The sequence below is a fragment of the Ruegeria sp. CDSC025 genome (genome assembly GCF_059610805.1).
Map to the genome: position 1 here is coordinate 1 of NZ_JBXWOJ010000005.1, position 18,519 is coordinate 18,519.

An 18,519-nucleotide genomic window follows, 5' to 3' on the forward strand; every position below is an offset into this window, starting at 1 on the left:
TCGACAACGCATACGGAGACCGAAACCTCATCTGCACATGCCCACCAATGGACGCTTACGAAGAAGCCGCAGAGTAAACAGACGACAACCAGATCAGCCCCCGCACTGGCCAGGGGCTGATCCATCCTGGGTCATATGCCTTTGCCTGTGGCCCAGGCATTTCAGCGGGGGAGACATGAAGCATTGCATCTTCGAAAATGACCTAGCCTATCTGGCTGAGCCAACCTCTGCTGCCTTCGTGCGAACCCACAACATCGATGTGATCGTGCGCGATAGTAGTGCATTTGCCTCGGCCGAGATGATCAGGGAATTTTATCGTGCCCTGAGCGATCTGACCGGCGACCATTCCTATGTCGTTAATCTGCGTTTGGCTGGTGCGGGGTCTGTAGGAGGACCGCAGTACTGGACCGGAAGAGCGGCTGTTTTCTGGGGCGATTTTTCGGATTGTTGGACGTTGTCCGACGCCGAAAGAACATGGGTCTCACAAGTTCTGAATCTTTCGCCACGGACCGTTCTTGTCGGTGGTGCCGTGCTTTTGCTGGCCCAGATTAGATTGTCGGAAAAAACAGTCGCGGCCATTCACCCCAACTTCGATGCAGCAGCGCGTGAAGCAGGTTTGACCAACTGTGGTACAGGCACATATCTGGCGGCGCGCGGGCGCACGCATAGCGCGACGACACGTCTGAGTACGCTGCGTTTGTTGGCGGATTTTGTTTCGTTGGACCATGGTGAGAACATGGCAGATAACCTGCGCGGGTTTATCGGCCTGTCCGAACCCAAGCGGGACTGCGAAAGCCAGCTTGCCAATCGCTTGATCCATCGTGCGGGCGGGGATCACCTGGTTATGTCAGCGGTTGAGGCAATGCTGAACCATGTCGAAGAGCCACTCAGGATCACGGACCTTTCGAACATGGTTGGCACTTCAACCCGGCAGCTTCAGAGACGGTTTCTGAACAAGACGGGGGCAAAGCTATTGACCACATACCGAGAATTGCGTCTGGAACGTGCGCATAGCCTGCTGCGGTTTACGGATTTGCCACAAATCGAGATTGCCACCGCCACAGGGTTTTCGTCTAAAACGTCACTGAAACGTGCTTTTCGAGACCAGTACAAGACAATGCCGGAAGATATCCGCAGCCTCCGCTTTTCCGGTGGAATGGCGGATCGGGGGCTGGTGAACTGACGGCTCGTGCAGTATGCCGATTAGGGCGCACGCATTTGAAATCTAAATCCGCTGTGATCGGCGAATCGAAAAAAGCCTGATCAGACCGAATGCAGGGCAGACCGACATTCGGGCTCAGTATGATCCTTTAAGTCTTTGAAACGCGGGTTTCTGCATCCGGATTCTGATTCTGTTCTGCAACATTCTCGTGATTGCTGCAATTCCGTCCCTTTTCTGCCGGAATCGTCACTGATAAACCCTTGGCCATCGGGCAGTGATTTGTTGAGGGGTACGGGCGGTAAAATGAATACCGGGGTAAACGGTCGTGTTGCCATTTCATGGTCGCAGACAGAGATTGATGGACTAGAGGCGGCACCTCTGGCATTTTTAAATGTAGGGTCGGCCTGGTCCTGGCGCGGTCAGGCATCGATGCTAGCAGGCAGCGCTGAAGTTGTCGGGCGTAAAAACGCATTTGCATCAGGTACAATCGGGCGCGTTATTTCTGCCACGACTTTTTCGGATAATGTCGTCGGAACGCTCGAGCTTATGAACGGGGCGCAACGGTTTTCAGCGTTACTGGTCGTTTCCGATGATGATGAAAGCCCGTCGCTGGTGTTTGAAAGCGGCTGTCCTTCACGCGATCAGGAATTCTGGATCAGCGCATATACTCAGATCAAGCATCAGAGTGGTGAAGTTGCAGAGCAGGACGGAACTGTCGTCGCGTTTCATCGCAAGGCCACTCAGTTCCAGTACACTGGTGTCGCGAACCTACGCGCAACTGTAAACGGTGCCACTTTAGCGGACTAAATCCCGTTAGTGGTGCCGTCTTTGAATCGAATTTCAGAAAGTTTCGGTTCCTTCCGTTCGGCATGTTGACTCTGCCAGCGCTGCGGATATAAGCGCGGCTTCATTGGTGTTGGTGGCCCCCGCAAGGGGAGGCCTGTCATGAGGGAAACCTCAAGAGGACAACGCCCTTCATAGTGGCCTATTAGGGCCTCGACCTTAAGAAGGAGATCAGCCGTGACCAAACGCACGTCTGCCAAGTACAAAATCGACCGCCGGATGGGCGAAAACATCTGGGGTCGTCCGAAATCCCCGGTCAACCGTCGTGAATACGGCCCTGGTCAGCACGGTCAGCGCCGGAAAGGCAAACTGTCTGACTTCGGTCTGCAGCTGCGCGCCAAGCAGAAGCTGAAGGGCTACTATGGCGACCTGACCGAAAAGCAGTTCCGCCGCATCTATGCCGAAGCTGTTCGTGTCAACGGCGATACCGGTGAAAACCTGATTGGTCTGCTGGAACGCCGTCTGGACGCCGTCGTCTATCGCGCCAAATTCGTCGCGACCGTGTTCGCCGCGCGTCAGTTCGTGAACCACGGCCACGTCACAGTGAACGGCAAGCGGGTCAACATCCCCAGCTACCGTGTCAAAGAAGGCGACGTCATCGAAGTACGTGACAAGTCCAAGCAACTGGCCGTTGTTCTTGAAGCTGCTGCTCTGGCCGAGCGTGACGTTCCTGATTACATCGACGCCGACCACTCGAAAATGACCGCGACTTTCGTGCGCGCACCGGGTCTGGGCGATGTGCCTTACCCTGTCATGATGGAACCGAACCTGGTTGTCGAATTCTACGCGAAGAACTAATTTGATCGACTGATAGGCCGATCTAAAGCACTGGAAAGCCTCCCAAAATCGGGGGGCTTTTTTCTTGCCGTAAGCGAATTGTAAGCGTTTCGTCAGATTTCGCCTATAAATCCTAGACGAAACCCCACTGCCTTGATGACCCGTCCCGACGTCAAGTGCTTTAGTCTGCCAACAAGCTCAGTCACGGTCCAATATTACGCGGGTATTTTGCAACATTGGCTTTGGTTCACACGCTGCTTTAATTCAACTTCGCGGCTAAAGCCTTTGCTTGCTTTGGCTTAAGGTGTACTACGATTTTCCTGGTGCGCCCAGTTCTTGCTTCGGTCAGAGTTCCCGCCACTTTCTTTTTCCCAGATTTGGAAACCCGTTTAGACCTACTCATAAGTTCGCAATTAGTTGGTGCTTCTGCGTCATTTGCATTCAGAGGCTTAGTCTGGTCGCTTTCAGACCAAATCCAGCCTTGAAGGGAGTCGAGGCCTGAGCAAACAATCTCTATTCCCTTCTCCTGAACTTTTGGGTGCGTTAATACATAATATCCAATATTTAATAAGACCTTGTATGTTTGCGGTGGAATGTACGCCATTCTTTACTGTCCTTTGTCACTTTTTACCTCGCTCCACTTGCATATTAACTCAAGCTTCTCAGCCCATTTTACGTTGGGTTAATCAGGTGAAATTTCAACCAGCGTAGAAATTACTTTAACTTAACGCATTGATATATAAAATTAAATTATTACAGGTAAGGCCTCCTGCAACCATTCCGCGAAATTCAGAATCACTGGTGGTGTACTGCTCCCCAAAAAACTTTTCATAGTGGGCCGATGGGGACCCAGACCCGGTAAGCGTGGGGACCGTGGGAGACGCCGGACAGTGGGTCGGATCAAGTACGGGTTTGGGAACGGCGGCGAACCCGTCTAAGCCCAATAGGGTGGTGAGATTTCGCCGCCCGCTTCCTTTTGACCGTGTGTTTCTTCTGTGAAAATCCTTTGCAGGGCGCGTGAAACGGCCTTCCGGCAGGGGATACCCCAAAAGGTTAGGTAACGCGCCTACGGGATGTGTATCCCTGCTCAAGACTTCTGGCGACGTTGCCGTTGCCCAAGGCCAGTTGCCGGGAAATCTCCTGAGTTGTCGCCTGAACAGCCCGTCCGATGATGACCTGAGTTTCTTGATCGCTGACCTGCCGGGTTTCGACCTCTGCGCCCGTATTGTTGATGATCGTGATATTCGGGGCGATTGCGCCCACTCCGAGATTTCCGGAACTGTCGCGGCTGAGTGGAACGACTGCTTCCGGTCCAGCTTCCCCCATAATCCCCAAACCGCCGCCTTTCGATGCGAACATAGTCGGTCCGCCGATGACGCCGCCTTTCGCCAGCTGAGGGATATTGTTCAGGCCCTGAATGGCCTCTTGGAAGGCATTGGACGGTAAACCCGGAACCCCACCGAAACTCGACATCAGAATTTTCAGGATGGAGGCTTGGAAAATCATCTTCGCCATTTCCCTGATCATCGTCTTGGCGAACTCTTTGAAATCAACCTCAGCACCCGCCAATGCGTCGGTCATTCCGTCCAATGCGCCGCCGATACCATATTCGTAAACATCCACCATCGTGGCACCCCAGTCCTTGGCGGCTTTATCGGCCTCTCTCAACTTGTCGAGAAGTTCGTTGATCTGGTCGTTCAATTCCTGTGCCGCTTCTGCTGCGGATTGGATTGAACTTGCGCCACCGCCCCCGCTCCGTGGGCTGTCCTCCGGCAGCGTGTATCCTTCTTGAATCCTGTCGCGGAATGCCTGTTGTCCAGCGCCGTAAGACTGTGCGTCCAGCATTTGCTGATAGCCGCCTTCCAGTGCGCCTTCAGCAGCCGCCCGATCTACAACCGCCTGAACCTGTTTCTGGAGAACGCCCAATATCTCTTGTTGGGTCGCCAGTTCATTGGCGTAAATTTCGAGCAGGGCTTCATTCGCAGCCGCCAGACCTTCGGTGGACCCGATTATGTCTTCATATTGCTCCTTGGTCCGTTCTAGGGTCGCGCGTGCGTCGTCATATTGTTGCAGCGTTTCCTTTGCAGCCGACAGAATGGATTTCTGTTCTTTCGCCTGTTCCGCTAGGCGCTGACGGGTCGTCAGGCTGTCAGTTTCGATCCAGCGGCGGCGGATTTCGTTCAGTTGCCGTTGCGCTTCGACCAGTTGGCGGGTGGCGTTCAATTCGCCTTCGGTGGCGACGTTGAAGCGGATGCTGTCCGCCTCATCTTTCATCGCCTGTAGTTCTTTGTTCAGCCCGTTCGCTGCGTCGTCAGCCTCTTTCATTGCCGAGGCAAAAAGGCCCAAAACCGTTACTGCGCCACCAAGAACCGCACCAATCGGACCAAACGCACCCAAGAACTGGCCGCCTTGGATGGCGAAGGCGCGCATTCTGTCTTGGCCTTGGTTCAGGACGATTGCGAGGTCAGCAATCTGGAAGCCTGCCTGACCAGCCATTCGGCGGAAGTTGTTTAGATTGGCAGTGTTGGCCTTCATCGAACGACCCATTGCGGCGGCGGATGCCCCGGTTTGGATCATTGCGTTGTTCTGTTTATGGATCGCAGCTTCGAACTGTCGGGCTTGGGTGATCGCTTGGGAGTTGTCGAGCCGGAAACGGGTCAGAAGGACTTGGTTCGTCATTGTAGTGTTTCTCCCTTAACTGGCCCAAAACTCAGGTTGTGTTCGGTAATGATTAGGTGGACAGCTTTGCGCATTGCCTCAGTGACCTTTTCGTCAGTCACGAACCGGGGATCATCACCCGTGTGCTTAATATTCAGGGCTGTTTCTGCGCCGAACCTACTTGCTTCGGTTGCTATGTCGCGCAGGGCGTCCTGAATTGCTTGTATGTCCATCCTTCTGTGCCTTTTTCAGTTCTTCTTGAACGCGGCGTTGAACGTATCTGTCGGTTGCCTGTCTGAATGATTTCGTCGGTCTGCTGCGGGTTTTCGGCATTCGTCCTTTCACTTCGATCTGTAACTCTGGCGTCGTTCCAATGCGTATTGGACGGATTTGGCGGCGGCATTCAGACCTGCGGCCTGTAGGTCGAACACCCGCCTTTCCAATTCCCAATCCTGAAGGTCGTCCAGTTCCTCCAATTTGAAGGGGCGTCCGTTCGTTACTGGGCGGCGTTTGCCTAATCCTGTTCCGGGTCCGTCGCTCATTCCGCTGGCTCCAAAAGTCTTTCTGCTTCGACTTCCGACTGAATAAGAACAATCAACTCATTGCGCCGCGCGTTCAGCGCCTCGTTGTCAGCCTGTTTCCCGGTTTTCCCCATCAGGTAGCCATCAGAGACCGCCTGAGAGATTAGGGCGCGGATAGCCTCGTCTATGAGCTGATAGTCAATCACGGTAATTCCGACCCCATTGCGTATACAGGCCACCATTCGGCAGCTTTCCCGTGGAGGCTGGTTGAACGGCCCATCTGGACCAATCCTTGTACAGTTGTTCCCTTGACCGGAATGTTTAGGTCGAAGCGGGTGGTTTCGAAGGTGCCGATTTTGACCCCTTGTTTCGTGTACTGACTGACTAAGGCCATTATGCTTCCTCCGGGGTCATAAAGTTTTGGGCCAGGATTTTGTTATCCACTCCGTTGGCAGTTTGGACGGTCAGGATCGTGTCCGGAGATACGCCCAAAGTTCTCAGCGTGTCCGAAACGGTTTCCGGGTCCGACAAGGCGGCAATCGTTATCCCGTCTTTGGCGATGCTCACTGATCCGTTTCGGGAATAGGTCACGGAGATCATTGCCATGTTACATTCTCCAGATATGCGACCGATGGTTCGATCATCCCCCAAGTAACAGGCAGGACAAACCGAAGGGCGGTTGCGTTTATTTGGAAGGTGGAAACGACTTCTGTTGGTGGGACGGTTGTTGCGGCGTCGGAAACCTGAATTGATCCGGCTTCGTCTACACCGTCTGGCGTCTGTCCAGTGGCGGTCATTGTTGGGCCGGGAAGTTCAGTGTCGGCCATCGCCAAAGTAACAGTGTCCGAAGCCAAAAACTCCGGCATATCCCGAGCCAGAACCAATGCTGCCGCGTCCAGCGCGATTACGTTCGTGTCTGGTACAGCGTTGTGGGACGATATGACCGGAACCCCAAACAGGTTGTTGTTTCGCAGCATTTCTTGGAACGGGAAGGTGCCGGACGCGCTGTCGAACAGCATTTCTAGGGCCAGACGACGAACCGAATGCATAATGATTACTGGGCGACGGGCCTTCATAATAACCAGTTGGCGAAGCAACCTGTTTATGTCCGCGACGATTTCTGCGTAGCCGCTTCCAGCCGCTGTCATCGGCGTTATACCGTTTAGGATGCCGGATGGTCGAAGGGCGGGAATTGTGGCGACGTCATCTAACAGAAACTCATCGACCCCGCTGGCTGCGTCCTCAAGAAACATTTGCCGTGCCAAATCTTCGATGTTGGGTGTCGAAACAGTCAGCAATTCGTTCGTGTAGGTCGTAATCCCGGCCAGCTTATGGCGCCAGAGGGTCGCGCTGCCGAGTGTTCCCTTTAGAACAGGAATTGTTGCTTTCTCGCTGACCCAAGCCGGTTTCATATTCCCGTCATCACCCGCCGCGCGCATCGGGATCGTGACCGAGTTGTTGCGACCAAAGGGGAGGGTGTTGGCGTAGTTCATAAGCTGAGAAAACACCGAAACTGGCTCCATCTTTCGATAGAAGTCAGCAACCATACTTTCGACCAATTCCGCCGCCCAACCTGCGGCGGTTGTGTGGGCAGGATCAGTGGCCCCCTTAACCCATTGTTCGGCGTATCGACGGATCAGACGGTGTTCATCCCCCTTGCCGAGATAGTTCAGTGTTTCACGGATAGGGGTTTTGAAGGCTTTTCGGGTTGCCTCAGCGATAAGACCCCAAAGCAATACACGATGATCTGGTTTCGCGATGGTTTTTGGTTCGGTCTTTTCCGGCAACTTGGCGATTACAGTGGTCGGTCGGGCAACTTCCCGACGCAATGCTTTCACTTCGCCCAAAATCTCTGGCAGTTCATCTACCAAGGCCAGTTGTTCGGCCAGCTTTTTCGTCGCGGCCTGTTCGGTCAGGTTTGCGCGGTATTCTGCGCCCCGCTGTTCGATCTTTCGAACCTCACGGGATGCGGAATTGCTGCTGCGGCGATGCAAATTGCTCGGCATTATTCTTCTTCCTTCGATTTGCTGGCGTCGATCAGTTCGAGCACCGTGTCTTCAAGCGTGTTTACTTTTCCCAGAAGGAAGGCGTTGGCCGCTTCCAGTTCCGTTACCGTGTCTTTGAGTTCTTGGATTTCTTGTGATTGTTTGGTGCTGGCTGATTTCACCGCGTCGATGATCAGGCCGGGAATGTTCCCCAAAAGGTCTGATCGTGCCTTACGAATGCTTTCGATCACCCATTTACGGGTGACCGAAGGCTGGGAGGATTTCGTGGGGGCTTTTCTTTCTGAGCGAAAGTCAGGAACTGAGAAATCCGGGATTTCGGGTGTGAAGTCGCTATCGTCATGCTTCATTTTCTCAATTCCTTGTTATTTTGCTTAACGCAATATTATTGCGAAAAGCAGGAATTGAGTTACATCTTTATTTATCGGCTATTATATACCCAATTCCTCAGCGAATTGCGCTGTCTTTAAATTCAAGTATTGAAGGGAATAATCATTTATTGCCTGGGATAGTTGGTTTTGGGCTTTATCAATGTCTGTCTGGGTGAATTTCTGCGGGTCGGCTTTATGGGCCATTTCGACTACACCCAAAAACTTTGCCTTTTGGATAACTGTGCGGAGTGCGTGGGCAGCATTGTTCATTTTAGGCTTCCTCATCATGAGTGAGATTGTAGAAAATGTCGTCTGGCTTTCTGCGGTTCAGTTCGATGTTCTCGTAAAAGATGCCCCAGAATGGTCGGCTGAAGTTTTCTTCGCTGATATCCAAAAAATCTTCTGCACGCGTCATTACGAAAGTCAGGAAATCTGCCCACGCTTCAGGCTTTTCGAACCAAGGGGCTGCCTTGTCGTTGTGGAGGGACGAAATCACCCGTTCCATCTTACTGTCGATGATGAGGGCCGCGCCAAGCATTGCCCCGATGCGCAACTGCCGGATGTTTTCACCATATCGCAGGTTGAAGGCGATTTCGGCCAGCCGAATGATGGGTGGATCCACGCGTGTATGGTTACAGATCGTGTGAACCCCAATCAAAACATCGTCTAAGTCGGAAGCCCTGAGGCCGTTTCGAAGGGTGGCGTTGGTGTAGTCCAAAGCCAGTGAGATATTCAGGGCGCGACGTTCGCCAAGTTCTTCTGGTGTAAGGGTCATTTCTTGGCAGTCCCAATCAATGTGTGATCTGACATCCGGGGAAACTTCTTGGCGTTGCCCGCATAGGGTTTCAGCATTTCTTTGGTCCACTGAGGATCAAGGCCCAGCATATCGCAGATGCGGTAGAACTCACGGGACACGAGGAAGGCTTTGCCGACTGGACCACCGTGGGTTTCCGGTTTCTTGGCCCGAACCCGCAAGATCATCGACATAACCCAAAGATCAATGAGGCGCTGATACTCCATCGGATCAACGCGCATCCGGTGGAAGTCGGATTGCCTGTAAAACTGGCTGAGAACTGGTTCACCGGACTCAAATGGCATTAGGCGAGCAGCCCCTTGTCATCCTCCACAGCGTCCATCTTCCGATGAAACTCTGCGTCCCGTTTGGTGGATTTCGCACTGTCGATGCCGCGCGTTGCGATACCCATCCGCCGCATCATCGAACCTTGTTGCTGTTGCAGTTTAATCAGGGCTGATAGGGCGGGGTTGGCGACCTTCTGACCTTGGGAGCCGATCCCAGTGGTTCCTTCCAGCGCGACCTCCTCTTGCGCCTCCATAATCGCATCTTCCAGCAGGCAGATTTGGCAGAGAACGCGAAGGTCAGGCTTCGACCATTTGTCGTAGGGTCGTGCTTTCAGATATTCGTAATAGGTGAAATAAGTGCTTTCTTTGAACCGTTTTGCGTAATCTGCTGGTGGTTCTGGGGGCTTCGCATTCATTGATTTGTGTAAAGTTGTGGGTTTATGCTTTGCTGGCATTTTTTGCTCTCCAATTTCAGTTGTTATTAAAATTTATATAGGGAATTGGGGCTAATCCGTTACAGAAAAAATAAATTGCCCAAAACAACCAATTAATTCATTCATTCATTGCCGATTTATTTTAATGTTTGACAGTGATTCCGCAGGGCCAAGGGGGGAAAGCGAGTTGGGGGGTTCGCCGGGCTTCTGTGTGCCATTATTTTTGACTGCCCCCGCCCCAAAGCATATCGCCCAATATGATATGAACCGAAGGGTGTTCGATTATTCTGTAGCGGATAACATTTATGTAATGATCGTTCGTGGCGACTGGATACGACCGACCGCTTGATGGGGTTGTCGATCTGTTGCTTTGTCAGGCGTGCGGTGGCGCAGGCGCGCAGGATGTGGTCTCGCGTATGCGTGCGTGCGTGTACGTATATACGTTGGGGAGGTTTGCCGGGTCATTTCCGGATAGGTCCGTTGAGCTTTTGTTCCGGTGGATGCCGCCCGTTCACCCTGAGAACTGACGAGCCGATATAACGCCGTAGGAGGGGTGTTTTGCGCTCGTCAGTAGGTCGGTCTGCGAGAAGGCTGTACCGCCTAAACGGCGTGGCGAGGTTTGGGGGCTTGGGGGTGATCGAAGGCCAGGTGGGGTAGTCCGAAAAAATTTCGTACCTAAGCACTGCGACGGGTGGCCGTTGCCGGGGGAATTTATCGGGGCAACCTATACGCTATAGGTGATGGGTGCCCCCCTGAGAAACCTGTTTACCCAAAAGCTAGAAGAGCAATACGGTAGAGGCGGCAACCATAACAGCCGCCATTGAACCCGTCGCTGGTCGTCTCCAAACTCCAGTGGCGGGTTTTCTAATTTCAACTTTACTCGACACGATGCGATCCGGTAGGATTGGGATAAGGCGGCCATATGGTCGCTTCGTTGTTTTCTCCCTACAGTGCGTCCTTTGCGTCCTGGTGCGTCCTGCGTGCGTCCTACAGCTTAGGACGCAGATTTAGCCATAGAAAACAACTTGTTATTCCCCAATATCCAGCTTGCGTCCTGCGAAAACAGAAAACCAGATGCACGACGCGGTTTTTCCTCTCCACCCGAAAACGCATCCGTCCCTTTTCCGAAAACCACAGGACGCACAGGACGCACAGGACGCAGATTATATTTATCTATATATATCAGATAATTATATATATATTATAAATAGGACGCACTAAGGACGCACTAAGGACGCGATCTAGTAAGTGCCTGATAATATGTTCTGGTCTACTTTGCGTAATTTGGTCCGGTCGGTCTCATCACCATCAACAACAATGGCTTTGACAGCATCGCTAATGCTTTCGCTCGTGGGCATAAACGTCATCAGTTTCTCATTTACAATCCGGCAGCCGCCAGCAGACAGTAGTTTCTCCACAGCAGCCGGGGAAAACAACAAGTCCATTCTCTTGCCGCGCTTCCGTTTGCTTTTGTCGCCTGTCAATTTGCTTTCCGGAACAGTCGGGTCATATTTCGCTTCCGGTCTGTACTTCGCCAGCCTTGTACGCCGCCCCTTTTGTCCTTCGGCAGTGTAGGAGGTCGGAATATGCCAATATCCACCCCGCGCCATTTGCGCCAGCGTTTCTTCTTTCGAAGGCAGCTTGTCCCGGTATTTTCCGGAGGATTGGTAGATGTGGTAAAGTTCATCGAACGAAATGATCCATTCGTCGCATCCCTCACCATCTTCTCCAATCGGGTCCGACAGCCCATCAAGATACTCCAACATATCCGCGACAGCTTTCCCGGTCTGTCTCCGAACCAGTTCCCGGCGCGAATTTGTCATCGGGGCATTTTCCTTGTCCCGAATGTAAAGCGGCTCCAGTGGGTATTTCGCCTCACCATCCCGCACATATTCCCTCGGCAAATCGTCAACCGACAGCGGACCCTCCACAGGCGTCCCATCAGAGAACTGCCCTTCGAAGTTCCGCGCCCACCAGAGCAACTTCGCATATCCATCTTCATTCCGAAGCCAGCGCGACAACTGCCCCACAGCTTCTTTCGGTATCGGGCTGTCTCGAAAGAACACGATCATCAGACGCCGATCACCCATTTCCACAAACACTGATTTCGCGCGGTTCGATGCGATCAGAAGCACACCAAAGTTTTTGTTGCTGTATTCATCTACACCCTTTTTCTCGATGTTGATCGCATCTTCCGTGATCATATCTTTGATCTTGTTGTAGATGCTCATATCACTGTCGTCCGTCTCATCAGCAAACCACAAAGTTCGGTTTTCCAGCGTCGCATTAAACCTTGCCCCGACCTTAGACCCATTGATGGAGCCGAAGTGTTCCGGCCCGACCATCGGCTTTAAGATCATATTCGCCAGAGCGGATTTTCCTGTCCCTTGGGTTCGGGAATACATAAATGCGCCAAAGTGCTTTCGTTCCGGGTAGGCAATCTGAGTCGCAATCATTCGCTTCATCTGGTACCGTTCGAACGGGTCCGGAATGGCCTCATCCAGAAAGTTCCGAAAGTGACGTAATTCTTCCGGGTCTGGCTCAATTGGAGCAAAAGGCAAAGGCTGCCATCGGTTCAGCATCTGTTGTCCATTCGGCCCAGCGATAACCCGCGCAGGGTTTCCCGGTGCGAAAGTTAAGCTGCCGAAATTTGTATCGGGGTTGGATGTAATTTTCCCCTGAACTTTTAGTCCCATTCCTTCATAGTGCTTTCGGTGGTTAAACCGACGCTCAAGGTTTTCCGCCTTGTATATCTTTCCGTTCGCTTGTCGGCTGTCGGTGAATCCGTCCAAATCGGCAATGTATACCCAGTGTTCTGGTTTACCTGACCGGACGCCATATTTGAGAACATCCTCACCTTTCTTGTCTTTCCCCCAGTAATCGTAGGTCAGCCAGGTAACATCAGCCACCATCGTCTCCGGCAGCCGCCAATCGACAGAGGACAGCAAAGGATTGCCCTTTCTCTCCTGTTCGCTTTCGAAGCGTTCGACCGCACTGAACCCGTCTGCAAATCCCCATTTGTCCGGGAAACCGGATGGATAGTGGAGAATTGCGCCTATCGGGAAATTGGCTCTACACAAAGCCTCACTGACGCGATAAGCCGCCTTGCGTCCGCTGTCATCGTTGTCGCAGATTATCGTCAGCGATCGAACATTCCTGCCGCTTAAAACTGACCAATCTGTAACGCGCACCCCCCCAGCGCCTTTCAGGTACGAAAGCACCACCTTGCCATTCAGGAAACGCGACCAAGGGTTGTCGAGTGCGGCTTGTTTCTCCTTATCATTCTTACAGTAGAGATCAGGGAATGCGACCTTCAGGGCTGCGCGTTGGTCCTTCGGTCCTTCGACCAGAACGACATCGACCGGACCCCGTTGGGAAAGTAGCATTGGCAACCCGACAAGCGGCAACCGACCGCTTTCCACGTACCACATTCCGTCATCGTAAGGCTGGAACACCTGACAGATTTTCCCGCCCTCAGAAAAATCCTTTCTCAGTTCGAGCGCGGCCAACCCGTGTTGGGTGATTATGGGGGTGATGGTAACTGGGTCTGTGTTGTCCGTATCGGTAATGTCACCCAGATTGACATAAGACCCGACAGCAAATTTCGGAAAGCCGATGTTGTCTTTCAGGTTCCCCTTCGGCCAGATATCAACTGACCCGATAACACCGTCCAAAATTGTCCGCGCATCGTCTAAGGAAACATAAGTCGGATTGGGCCATTCGATGGCGTGTCGCGCATTGTAAATCGCGGATAACTCATCCGGAAACGGTTCATATTCAGCCTCGTGTCCGATCTTGTCCCCGGCGCAAGTTACTTCGATGAATCCCTCTTTTTCACTGCTGTCTGGGAAAAAGGCGATAGTGACTTCATATTCCTTGTAGTTCTCGCTGTCCCATTCGGTAATGCGCGCCTTTCGCAATCCGATAGGTTCTGCGCCGATGCGCTTTAGGTAAGACCTAACAGCAGGCAAGGCCCATAACCCGCTATCCCAAAGGCTTGTTTCCCGCGCAACTTCGGCCAGAAATTCGTCGGTGGTGGCTGATCTTTTGCCTTTACCGCTGCGCCATTCTTCTTGTTGGCCCTTCATTTTGCCCATACCTGTTCCCTTCCTTTTTCCAGAAAGGGCAGGTATTCTTACCCAATCCTTCCCGTCCGCTGGTTTAGCGGCCCACGCGACGGTGGGGTTTCAGTGTTCTCGACCCGTTGGCTTCTTCCGGCTGGCGGGTCGTTTTTTGTCGGGGATTGGCTTTCGGCAGTGCTATCCTTCCAGTTTCACACTGTCGAAAATCAACCGTCACCCGGCCTTCGTCATCTGTTGCCCTCCAAATTCGGCAACGTCGCGCACTTCCCTTTCATTGATCTCCTTCAGCAACCGCGTGATCTCAGTTTTGGGGATAATGACGCGCCGCCCAATGCGCATTCCGCGTACAAACCCCTGATCGAACATCGCCTTCGCACCATCTTTCGATATGCCCAAGGCTTTGCCGAATTGGACCAACGAAACACACAGGGTTTCGATCCCTTCGGTGTGGTTGTGATTTCCCATTATTACCTCACATTTTGCTTACGATTATTGGTAGTCGCTTATAAAGCCTAGTGGCTACAGTCGCCTAAGTCGAATGAAAAATAGACGTAACGACTTGTAAAATAAGTACATTAACTACAACCTAACAGTAGGCATTATTTTCGTGTAGAACCTTACGCAGATTAGTTCTTATTATCTACAATGTAACAGTAGAGAAACGGACGCAGAATTAATGGCTTACACGATACGGAAAGAGACGCGGCGGGATGGGGTCTATTACTTGGCCGCTTGGCGGGCGAAGGACGTCACCGGACGCACGAAGGTCCAATATGAGCGGTACACTGGACCGGACGGAAAGCGTGGAGCCCAAAAACTGGCGACGTTGCGCGAAGCTGAGGCATCGAATCAGACGGTGGCGGCCAACCGCAATCTGACCTTTTCCGACTACATCCAGAACACCTGGCTCCCGCGCAATACGCTGGGACAAGCCTATTCGACCAAGTACAGCAAAGAACGGATCAGCCTAGACCTGTCCGAGATCATCGGAGACAAACCTTTGGGCGAGATCACCGCGTTCGATTTCAGCGACGTTCAAATAAAGCTGTCCGAACGGGGGCTGGCGACTTCCACGATTGGCAACGCGATGAAGGTTCTGAAACGGGCGATGCGGGATGCATATTCGTGGAACCTAATCGACAACCGACCGTGGGAGGGAGTGAAGCCGATAAAGCAGCGGAAATCACCCCCAAGGGTCGTGACCCGCGAACAAGCCCTGAGCGCCGAAAAACTTCTGCGCGAGGGTGGCGACGAATACAGTGCTGATCTAATCCTGATCCTGACCTACACGGGGATGCGTCTATCCGAGGCTTTGGGGCTGCACTGGGAGGACATCGACTGGGATCGGGGAACTGCACGGATTTGGCGAATCACTGCCCGAACCGACAGCAAGGAGAACCGGATACAGGTCGTGGAGACGCCCAAGACGTCAGCCGGCAACCGAACGCTGCCATTGCCCAAAGTGGTATTGGAAATGTTAGAACGCCGCCGCGCAGCTTCAAACCACTACCTTGTGTTTCCGGACCCCAAAGGACGCCCAATGTATTCGAGCACAGCGACGAAACCAATCAGTAGGACATTCCGAGATTTGGGCATTCGGGGAACAGCTCACGGGTTGCGTCACGGCGCTATAACATTCATGCTGGAGCGCGGTATGCCTTTGAACCAAGTATCAAAACTGGCCGGGCACGAGAGCAGCGACATTACCGCAAAAGTGTATCTTGCTTGGGCAGACGACAACGCCGCAATCGAAGCGATGCGGTCGATTATGGGGGAATAGATAGGAATGAATTGGAAGGAATGCGCAAGGCTGAATGAGTATCACGGCAAGTTTTCGCGCTTTGAGTGGCCAGAGGGGCCGCAGGGATTTGATTGTAGTAGTGACTTCACAATAAACGACATTTGGGGAGCTATTAGCTGGGTCTGGACCTATCCAGGTGACTACCTTCTAAGTATGGAGCCTGTTCAGGTGTTTCTTGATATGCCGAGAGAAACTGTGATCGGTAGCACTTGGTCCACCGCAATCGGGTTCGTATTGTTGTTTTTCGCGCTGACGATCTTCGCAGCAATTACTGAATAGTGTTCAACTTCGTCAGTATGCGCAGCGTTAGGTGGGGAAAGCTGCTGCAGCAATACAGAGGGACACTAAGAATGAACGACAAAGAGTTCGTGGACTGGTTCAATGTTATAACCAACAACCAGCAGGAAATGGTCAAGGGCAGACAGGAAGATTTCTATGTAGTTTTGGGTCTACTGATCGTCATCATTCTGTTGCTGGGTGTCATTCTTTGGCGGGTTTGGTGAACGAAAAATTCCCGCAGGAATTTTTGGTTTCAAATCGTAAGCGACTGTAAGCGGGTTTGCGGTATTTTAGGGATTTATAGGCTATGTCGTTACACTTTATCTAATGAAATCAATGGCATTTGAAGGCAGGGCCTTTCGCGAAAAACTAATCTTCGCCGAAATCGAAATTCGAAAGGCCGCGCGGTTGCGCGGCCTTTTTCGTTTTAGGGGGCTCTGCCCCCAATCACGACCAGCCGCGATGCCCCCCGAGCAATTTTTTTGACCAAATAAAGAGCGGATCAGATTGGCAAGGGTCGTCCTTCTGCAATTGCCTCCATCGCGAAATATGAAGTTACGCTGTCCAGCTCGACTTTTTCGATGAGGCGTTGATAGACCTTGTCGTACGAAGCCATATCCTGCGTAACAACCTTGAGCTGATAGTCGTAGTCGCCGCCAATGCGGTGGAAGTCCACGACCTCTGGTATCGTCAGAACATGCCTGCGAAAGGCCTGTAACCACTCGGCCGAGTGGTGCCGCGTACGCAGCATGACGAAGACCACAAGGCTCAGCCCTAGTTTTTCGCGCGCGATTTGCGCTGTCGATCCGATGATGACGCCCTGATCATTCAGGGCCTTCAGCCGACGCCAGCAGGCGTTTTGCGACAGCCCGATGCGGTCGGCCAGTTCACGTTGGGACAGCGTAGCGTCGGTTTGCAGTTCACGCAGCAGGCGGTGGTCAATATGATCTAGATTTTTGGACATTCCAAATCATACGACACAAGATTTATGAAAACCATCTAAAAATATGCATTATATACACAACACATATCAATCATATTTGTTGGGAAACTTCGGAGTCCGTATAATGACACTTTCCCAATTTCGTTCTGACATTGAAGCTGCTGTTCGTAGCGACACGTTGCGCGATGGCTTAATCGGCGAGAATGTTATGATCCCGGGGCTGCGCGGGGACATACCTTTGGTTTACGCGGATTATGTCGCGTCGGGTCGCGCATTGAAGCAGGTCGAGGATTTTGTGGCCGCGCATGTGTTGCCGTTTTATGCCAACAGCCACACCGAGGCGTCTTATTGCGGGGCCTACATGACCCGACTGCGCCGCGAGGCCCGTGCGGAAATCTCCCGGATTGTTGGCGCCGGGGAAAATGATGCGGTGATCTTTACGGGATCGGGCGCTACAGCGGGTCTCAACCGGCTGGTCAATCTGTTGGGGATCGAGGCTGCTGCACGACCAGTGGTAATGATCGGCCCATATGAGCACCATTCGAACATCCTGCCGTGGCGGGAAAGCAAAGCGCTGGTGATTGAAATCCCCGAAGCACCCGAAGGGGGTGTCGATCTGTCGGCTTTAGAGCGTGCCTTGGTTGAAAACGCGGATGCGGATCTGATCGTCGGATCATTTTCGGCCGCTTCGAATGTGACGGGCATAATCACTGATCCCGACCCGGTTACGCGGCTGCTCAAGGCTAATGGCGCTGTAGCGGTTTGGGATTATGCGGGCGGTGGGCCTTATCTGCCAATGGAAATGGGCCCGGCGGATGCGCGCAAGGATGCGATCGTGGTCTCTCCTCATAAATTTGCCGGTGGGCCCGGCGCGTCTGGTGTATTGATCGTCAATCAAAACGTTGTGCAGCGCACATGCCCCAGCTGGCCCGGTGGTGGCACTGTGAGTTTCGTGTCCCCTTGGGGGCATGACTACAGCGCCGATCTTGCAACGCGCGAAGAGGCGGGAACGCCGAATGTCATAGGCGACATCCGTGCCGCGTTGGCTTTCATGGTCAAAGATGCAGTTGGCGCAGACGAAATCGCAAGGCGCGAGGCGCTTTACAACCAGATGGCATTGGAAGGGTGGGGAGATAACCCAGGTCTGACCTTGTTGGGCGCGGACAATCCACATCGGTTGCCGATTTTTTCCTTTCTTGTTCATGACAGTAAAGGTCAGCCGGTGCACCAGCAGTTATTCACCCGGATGCTGAGTGATGTTTATGGCATTCAAGCCCGGGGTGGGTGTGCTTGTGCCGGGCCCTATGCCCATCGGTTGCTGGGTATTGATCGTGCAGCCTCGGAGCAGTTGCATGCGGCGCTTGGTGCTGGAGAAGAGTTGAAAAAACCCGGTTGGGTGCGTCTGAACTTTTCATATCTGATGTCCCAAGAGACTGTCCGCTTCATCATCGACAGCGTCAATGACCTGTCCCGGCGGACCGAAGAGTTTACTCCCTTTTACGACGCCGACCCGGCGACAGCCCGCTTCAAGGCGGCATAAGGGAATTGCCGCTTTTCTCAACGCT

General features: G+C 52.8%; 22 protein-coding genes. 7 read left to right on the plus strand and 15 right to left on the minus strand.

Annotated elements, in window-relative coordinates:
- Positions 1–175: 175 nt before the first annotated feature.
- From AC2FH8_RS09105 to rpsD, 3 genes are all read left to right on the plus strand, one after another.
- Positions 176–1,183: a helix-turn-helix domain-containing protein gene (locus AC2FH8_RS09105; protein ID WP_496689488.1), complete on the plus strand. Its 1,008-nt coding sequence runs from the start codon at positions 176–178 to the stop codon at positions 1,181–1,183.
- A 282-nt stretch (positions 1,184–1,465) separates the two neighbouring features.
- Positions 1,466–1,969, plus strand: a complete 504-nt coding sequence (locus AC2FH8_RS09110) for a hypothetical protein (RefSeq protein ID WP_282027585.1) — start codon at positions 1,466–1,468, stop codon at positions 1,967–1,969.
- A gap of 213 nt (positions 1,970–2,182) precedes the next feature.
- Positions 2,183–2,803, plus strand: coding sequence for a 30S ribosomal protein S4 (gene rpsD / locus AC2FH8_RS09115; protein ID WP_058279997.1), 621 nt, complete (start codon positions 2,183–2,185; stop codon positions 2,801–2,803).
- Between the two features lie 238 nt (positions 2,804–3,041).
- Here rpsD and AC2FH8_RS09120 read toward each other — a convergent pair whose 3' ends face one another.
- From AC2FH8_RS09120 to AC2FH8_RS09185, 14 genes are all read right to left on the minus strand, one after another.
- Positions 3,042–3,386: a hypothetical protein gene (locus AC2FH8_RS09120; RefSeq protein ID WP_496689490.1), complete on the minus strand. Its 345-nt coding sequence runs from the start codon at positions 3,384–3,386 to the stop codon at positions 3,042–3,044.
- A 449-nt stretch (positions 3,387–3,835) separates the two neighbouring features.
- Positions 3,836–5,461, minus strand: coding sequence for a phage tail tape measure C-terminal domain-containing protein (locus AC2FH8_RS09125; protein ID WP_496689492.1), 1,626 nt, complete (start codon positions 5,459–5,461; stop codon positions 3,836–3,838).
- Positions 5,458–5,673: a hypothetical protein gene (locus AC2FH8_RS09130; RefSeq protein WP_496689494.1), complete on the minus strand. Its 216-nt coding sequence runs from the start codon at positions 5,671–5,673 to the stop codon at positions 5,458–5,460. The genes AC2FH8_RS09125 and AC2FH8_RS09130 overlap by 4 nt, the downstream gene beginning before the upstream one ends.
- A 108-nt stretch (positions 5,674–5,781) precedes the next feature.
- Positions 5,782–5,982 (minus strand): hypothetical protein, encoded by a 201-nt coding sequence (locus tag AC2FH8_RS09135; protein WP_496689496.1) that lies wholly within the window; start codon positions 5,980–5,982, stop codon positions 5,782–5,784.
- Positions 5,979–6,203, minus strand: a complete 225-nt coding sequence (locus tag AC2FH8_RS09140; RefSeq protein ID WP_496689498.1) for a hypothetical protein — start codon at positions 6,201–6,203, stop codon at positions 5,979–5,981. Before AC2FH8_RS09140 ends, AC2FH8_RS09135 begins: the two co-directional genes overlap by 4 nt.
- 151 nt (positions 6,204–6,354) lie before the next feature.
- Complete coding sequence (locus tag AC2FH8_RS09145) at positions 6,355–6,567, minus strand: hypothetical protein (protein WP_496689500.1); 213 nt, start codon at positions 6,565–6,567, stop codon at positions 6,355–6,357.
- A complete protein-coding gene (locus tag AC2FH8_RS09150; protein ID WP_496689502.1) occupies positions 6,558–7,967 on the minus strand; it encodes a phage major capsid protein in 1,410 nt (469 codons plus the stop codon). The genes AC2FH8_RS09145 and AC2FH8_RS09150 overlap by 10 nt, the downstream gene beginning before the upstream one ends.
- Positions 7,967–8,314, minus strand: coding sequence for a hypothetical protein (locus AC2FH8_RS09155; protein ID WP_496689504.1), 348 nt, complete (start codon positions 8,312–8,314; stop codon positions 7,967–7,969). Before AC2FH8_RS09155 ends, AC2FH8_RS09150 begins: the two co-directional genes overlap by 1 nt.
- An 81-nt stretch (positions 8,315–8,395) precedes the next feature.
- Complete coding sequence (locus tag AC2FH8_RS09160) at positions 8,396–8,605, minus strand: hypothetical protein (RefSeq protein WP_496689506.1); 210 nt, start codon at positions 8,603–8,605, stop codon at positions 8,396–8,398.
- A 1-nt stretch (position 8,606) separates the two neighbouring features.
- Entirely contained in the window at positions 8,607–9,110 is a 504-nt protein-coding gene (locus AC2FH8_RS09165) for a hypothetical protein (protein ID WP_496689508.1), read from the minus strand.
- The gene (locus AC2FH8_RS09170; protein ID WP_496689510.1) at positions 9,107–9,433 is read right to left on the minus strand and encodes a hypothetical protein; all 327 of its coding nucleotides are present in this window, start codon (positions 9,431–9,433) and stop codon (positions 9,107–9,109) included. Before AC2FH8_RS09170 ends, AC2FH8_RS09165 begins: the two co-directional genes overlap by 4 nt.
- Positions 9,433–9,831, minus strand: a complete 399-nt coding sequence (locus AC2FH8_RS09175; protein WP_496689512.1) for a hypothetical protein — start codon at positions 9,829–9,831, stop codon at positions 9,433–9,435. The genes AC2FH8_RS09170 and AC2FH8_RS09175 overlap by 1 nt, the downstream gene beginning before the upstream one ends.
- A 1,259-nt stretch (positions 9,832–11,090) precedes the next feature.
- Positions 11,091–13,769 (minus strand): primase-helicase family protein, encoded by a 2,679-nt coding sequence (locus AC2FH8_RS09180; protein ID WP_496689514.1) that lies wholly within the window; start codon positions 13,767–13,769, stop codon positions 11,091–11,093.
- A 375-nt stretch (positions 13,770–14,144) separates the two neighbouring features.
- Positions 14,145–14,396, minus strand: a complete 252-nt coding sequence (locus tag AC2FH8_RS09185) for a helix-turn-helix domain-containing protein (RefSeq protein ID WP_496689516.1) — start codon at positions 14,394–14,396, stop codon at positions 14,145–14,147.
- Positions 14,397–14,607: 211 nt separating this feature from the next.
- Here AC2FH8_RS09185 and AC2FH8_RS09190 point away from each other — a divergent pair, with 211 nt between their 5' ends.
- The 3 genes from AC2FH8_RS09190 to AC2FH8_RS09200 all read left to right on the plus strand — a co-directional run bounded on the left by AC2FH8_RS09190 (position 14,608) and on the right by AC2FH8_RS09200 (position 16,235).
- Positions 14,608–15,711 (plus strand): tyrosine-type recombinase/integrase, encoded by a 1,104-nt coding sequence (locus tag AC2FH8_RS09190; protein ID WP_496689518.1) that lies wholly within the window; start codon positions 14,608–14,610, stop codon positions 15,709–15,711.
- Between the two features lie 6 nt (positions 15,712–15,717).
- Positions 15,718–16,011 (plus strand): hypothetical protein, encoded by a 294-nt coding sequence (locus tag AC2FH8_RS09195; protein ID WP_496689520.1) that lies wholly within the window; start codon positions 15,718–15,720, stop codon positions 16,009–16,011.
- Positions 16,012–16,082: 71 nt separating this feature from the next.
- A complete protein-coding gene (locus AC2FH8_RS09200; RefSeq protein ID WP_496689522.1) occupies positions 16,083–16,235 on the plus strand; it encodes a hypothetical protein in 153 nt (50 codons plus the stop codon).
- Between the two features lie 278 nt (positions 16,236–16,513).
- On the opposite strand, the gene AC2FH8_RS09205 is transcribed toward AC2FH8_RS09200, so the two are convergent.
- Positions 16,514–16,975 carry an Lrp/AsnC family transcriptional regulator gene (locus AC2FH8_RS09205; protein ID WP_142636466.1) on the minus strand — a complete coding sequence of 154 codons (462 nt, stop codon included), beginning with the start codon at positions 16,973–16,975 and terminating at the stop codon, positions 16,514–16,516.
- Positions 16,976–17,078: 103 nt separating this feature from the next.
- Between AC2FH8_RS09205 and AC2FH8_RS09210 the strand changes: the two genes are divergently transcribed.
- Positions 17,079–18,494, plus strand: coding sequence for an aminotransferase class V-fold PLP-dependent enzyme (locus AC2FH8_RS09210; RefSeq protein WP_282027584.1), 1,416 nt, complete (start codon positions 17,079–17,081; stop codon positions 18,492–18,494).
- Positions 18,495–18,519 lie beyond the last annotated feature (25 nt).